At 41.0% G+C, this 4,620-nt stretch carries 3 protein-coding genes; all 3 read left to right on the plus strand.

Annotation, left to right across the window (positions count from 1 at the left end):
• On the plus strand, nt 1-3,088 hold a 3,088-nt coding region (locus SINDD18_RS11170), incomplete at its 5' end, for an SIALI-17 repeat-containing surface protein (protein ID WP_241497306.1).
• Nucleotides 3,089-3,582: 494 nt separating this feature from the next.
• Nucleotides 3,583-3,747, plus strand: coding sequence for a hypothetical protein (locus SINDD18_RS10940; RefSeq protein WP_193750817.1), 165 nt, complete (start codon nt 3,583-3,585; stop codon nt 3,745-3,747).
• A gap of 51 nt (nt 3,748-3,798) precedes the next feature.
• The gene (locus tag SINDD18_RS01990) at nt 3,799-4,500 is read left to right on the plus strand and encodes a CPBP family intramembrane glutamic endopeptidase (RefSeq protein WP_065203262.1); all 702 of its coding nucleotides are present in this window, start codon (nt 3,799-3,801) and stop codon (nt 4,498-4,500) included.
• The last annotated feature ends 120 nt before the right edge of the window (nt 4,501-4,620 follow it).

The following is a 4,620-nucleotide window of genomic DNA, read 5'->3' on the forward strand; positions in this document are numbered from 1 at the left end:
AGATGTTGGTGCAGAGCGTGAAGGTTTGCGTGCAGAATTTGCTAAACTAAAAGCAGCAGCTCAACTTTATAAAGCATCTGGTGATGAAAAGATGCGTGCTCAAATCCACTATTGGTTGGATAATACCATTGACCAAATGGACGCCTTGAGTGCTCTTCTTGATGGTACAGAAGCTATCGAAAAGAACGATTCTGCAAAACTTTGGGATAGCTACTATAAGGGCTTGAAACTCTACGAACAATCACAAACTTATACCTTCCACTATGTAGACCATGATGAAAGAGCTGAGTTGGGTGTTCAACATATCCGTCCATTCTTGCTTGGCCTTCGTGAAATCCTTGCAACAGAAGTTCAAAAAGCCTTGCATCCTGACCAAGTCATTAGTACCTTTATCACAAACCGTACAGGTGTCGAAGGTGGACTTGCTGAAGTGACTGACGGAGATTTAGGAACACATGCCCTTATCAAGTCACCAAATAGCATTCAAACTGGTGACTACATTGGCTTGAAATTTAATAAGGCTGTTTCAGTTCAAAACTTGACCTTTGCAATGGGAACTCAAGCAAATCCTCGTGATACCTTCAACAACGCTAAGGTTGAGTATCTCAATGAAAATGATGAGTGGGTAACCCTTTCAGAACCAAGCTACACTGGTAATGAGCCTCTGCTTAAATTTGAAAACCTCAACATCAACGCTAAAGCTGTTCGCATGATTGCGACTTCAGATCGTGGAAACACTTGGTTTGCGGTAAGAGAAATTGCTGTTAACCGCCCTGTAGAAGTTACTCGTGCTAAACAGTCAGCTACTGTGACTATCAGTCCAAATCTTATGTACAAGTACAACACAACAGTTGGACAGATTACAGATGGACGTGATAATACTGAAGCCATGCTTGCAAATGCTGATAGAACAGACACAACTCCAGTCAATGGTTGGGTACAACTTGACCTGGGTGAAGTCAAACCTGTGACCAAGGTTCGTCTGGTTCAAGGATCAGGAGATAAATTGGCAGAAGGTGTTCTTGAATATTCTGCAGATGGTAGCTCATGGCAAGAATTGGATCGCTTGACTGGTGAACAAACAAAAGAAATCGAAACTCCAATTTCAGCTCGCTACGTTCGTGTTCGCAATACTAAGAACATCAACTTATGGTGGCGTATCGCTGACTTCTCAGTTGAAACACGTGCAGGCAATAGCGAATTGACGGATACAAACGTTGAAAGCTTGAAGTCAACTCCAGTTTATGACAGCCTAGGCCGTTATGACCTTCAAATTCCAAGCGGAACTAAGCTTCCAGCTAATAGCTACTTGGGTATGAAACTTGATCGTCTGCACCAAGCTGAAAGCATTCAAGCACTTGGTACAGAAAATCCATCCCTCAACTTGGAATACTCTCCAAATGCCCAAGAATGGTATCCAGCTGATCAAGTGACAGATAAGTCCTTGGTACGTTATGTTCGTTTGATTAATAAGACTGACCAAGAACAAGCAGTGGCAGCGACATCACTACTCGTTCAGACAAAAGAAGTTCAACCAACAACACTTGATTCTACATCAATGGGAATCCACCCAACATACGGTCGAAATGACGTTCGTAAGATCAAGAACTTGGATCAATTATTCGATGGTGTTTACAATAACTTTGTAGAGTTTTCAGACTATGCTCGTAAAGACGGTCATATCACCTTGAAACTTGGTAGCGAACGTGACATCAAGAAGATTAGAGCTTATATCCAAGACGGCACTCAAAACTATCTTCGTGATGGTAAGATTCAAGTCAGTCAAGATGGCAAGACTTGGACCGATGTTGTGACAGTTGGTGACGGCCTTGCTAATGAAACACGTGATGATTCCTTGACAGATGGGTGGACACATGATTCTAAGATGCCAGGAAACCGCTATATCGAGGGTGAACTTTCAAGCCCAGTTAAAGCCAACTATCTCCGTGTTCTATTTACAGCAGACTATGATGCTCGTTTTGTAGGCTTCACTGAGTTGGTGATCAATGATGGCGAATTCGTAAAACCAATCAATGACCCTACTGTTCAAGGAAACAGCGGTGAAAGCCAAGGCAACCTTTACACGAACCTCGTAGATGGTAAAGTCTTAACAAGCTACAAGGCTGAGAAAGAACAAGGTGAGCTTGTTTACCACTTGTCAGAACCAACAGACGCTAACCATATTCGCCTTGTTTCAAGTATTCCTCAAGGAGTTACTGCACGTGTGCTTGCTCGCACTTTGAAAGCAGATAGAGACGGAGCTTGGACAGATCTAGGAGCAATTACCTCAAGCTTCCAAACATTTGCAGTGAGAGAAAAAGCGCCATTGTTAGATGTCAAACTTGTTTGGGAAGGTGGTAAACCTGAGTTTTACGAAATGACGACCTTCCACCAAGAGCTTCCAGAAGAACCAGAGAAACCAGTTTTAACTACAAGTAAGGGTGACGAACCAGCACCGGTAGTAGAAGTCCCAGAATTTACTGGTGGCGTAAATGGTGTTGAAGCAGCTGTTCATGAAGTTCCAGAATACACTGAAGCTATTGGTACAGTAGGTGATGAAGCAGCACCAGTAGTAGAAGTCCCAGAATTCACAGGCGGCGTAAATGGTGTCGAAGTAGCTATCCATGAAGTACCAGAGTATACTGAAGCTACGGCAGAAGCAGACAAGCTTCCAGCACCAGTAGTAGAAGTCCCAGAATTCACAGGTGGTGTAAATGGAGCAGAAGCAGCTGTCCACGAAGTTCCAGAATTCACAGGTGGGGTGAATGGTGTCGAAGCAGCTGTTCATGAAGTCCCAGAGTTCACTGGTCACGTAAATGGATCAGAAGGAACTACTCACGAAGTTCCAGAATTTACTGGAAGTGTGAATGGTTCAGCCCCAACTACACGTGAAACTCCAGCATACACAGATGAGCAGTCTCTTGTAGCTCTTGCTATGTCACAAGATAAGACCTACCAAGCACCTGCAAGTCATCCATACAAGCTCCCAGAAACAGGTACTAAAGAAAATGCTGGCCTTGCAGCCGTTGGTGTTGTAGGTGCACTTCTTGGTCTCTTTGCTATGGGAAAGAAAAAAGACGACGAATAAGATGATGTAAAAGCATCTAAGTCATAGAGATTGGATCAAGAGACTAATCTCGAATATAAAAAGCGGACAAAACTAGTTTTCTGATAAACAGAAGCTGGTCTTGTTCGCTTTTTCTTAAAGTGAGGAAGCTGATGGTCACTGAAGTTCTTTGACCAGTTTATTTTTAACTTGGGACGAAGAACTTACGATTTGGTTAAGTCGCGAGCCAATTTCTACCATTTAGGATGTTTTGATGACAATTTAAGAAAGAGCAATCTTTTCCTAGAAATAAATGCTAAACTATGATTGTTCCTAAACATGATTTAGTAATTCAGTGGTCTGGTTCAACCCTAAAAGAATAAAACCGATCTTACAAGTTAATCAGAAGAGTATTATTAGATTGGTTTTAGAGGTAGATAGTAGAGAAAAGTACATCTGAAATTTGATGTTCTCTTGTGAGCAAGACTAAGAAGTTATTCTATTCATTTATTTGTAGAAAGCTTTGGGGAGTATCTATGAAATTTAATAAATATGCCTATCCCTTAGCGCAAGCCTGCTTGGGTTTGTATTTATTCGCTGATGGAGGTAGTTTGATCAATTTAGATATTGGGGTTATCCTTGTCTTACTATCCTTGATTAAGGGAGTAGAAATCTATAAAGAGGAAAGAAAACACAGATGAGCATCGTTAGTAACTAGAGATGCTGGAGTTCAGGAAAGAAGAGGTAGTGGTTTGCAAAAGTTGAAAAATAGTTTAAAATTTGTAGGAATGATCTTACTGATTATAAATGTAAATACATTTCCCATGAGAATGTTGGCTCTCGAAGACTCTAGTTCTCTGTCCTTAAAGTGGACGACTAGTATTGGGTATTTAGTACTGGCTACTTTCTTGCTAGTTGCTGTTTGGCGACAATATAAAAAGAAAATTCAGAATCAGCAGAAGGCTTTCAAGTTTACCTGGAAGGATTTTGGAATAGCCCTTTTATTTTATGTGGCTACTCGACTAGTAGCGATTGTAGGTACCCTCCTGATCCAAGTAGTTACTGGAAATCCAACATCCGCTAACGATGCTGTCTTGCTGGCCACAAGTGAGCAGGTCACTCGAGTTTTTCCTCTGTTTTTCATCGCCTTTCATTTTGCAATTGGTATATTTGCTCCAATCATGGAAGAATTAGTATTTAGAGGATTCTTCAGCCACTATTTTTTTAAAGAAGATCAAAAGTGGTTGAAATTGCTAATAAGTTCTGCGATTTTTGGCTATCTGCATATGTTTTATCCGATAGAGTTTGTAACTTATTTTTTACTGGGAGTGATATTTTACTTAGCCTATGCTCGTAGAGGGAACATTCTTGATTCTATAGCTGTTCATTTGCTAAATAATGGAGTGCTGGTACTGGTATCTATTTTAAACTATCTATTTTTAGTTTTTAGCTAATACTCTTCGAAAATCTCTTCAAACCACGTCAGCGTCGCCTTGCCGTATATTTGTTACTGACTTCGTCAGTTCTATCCACAACCTCAAAACAGTGTTTTGAGCAACCTGCGGCTAGCTTCC

The organism is Streptococcus infantis (genome assembly GCF_001579645.1).
Taxonomy (GTDB): Bacteria; Bacillota; Bacilli; order Lactobacillales; family Streptococcaceae; genus Streptococcus; species Streptococcus infantis_E.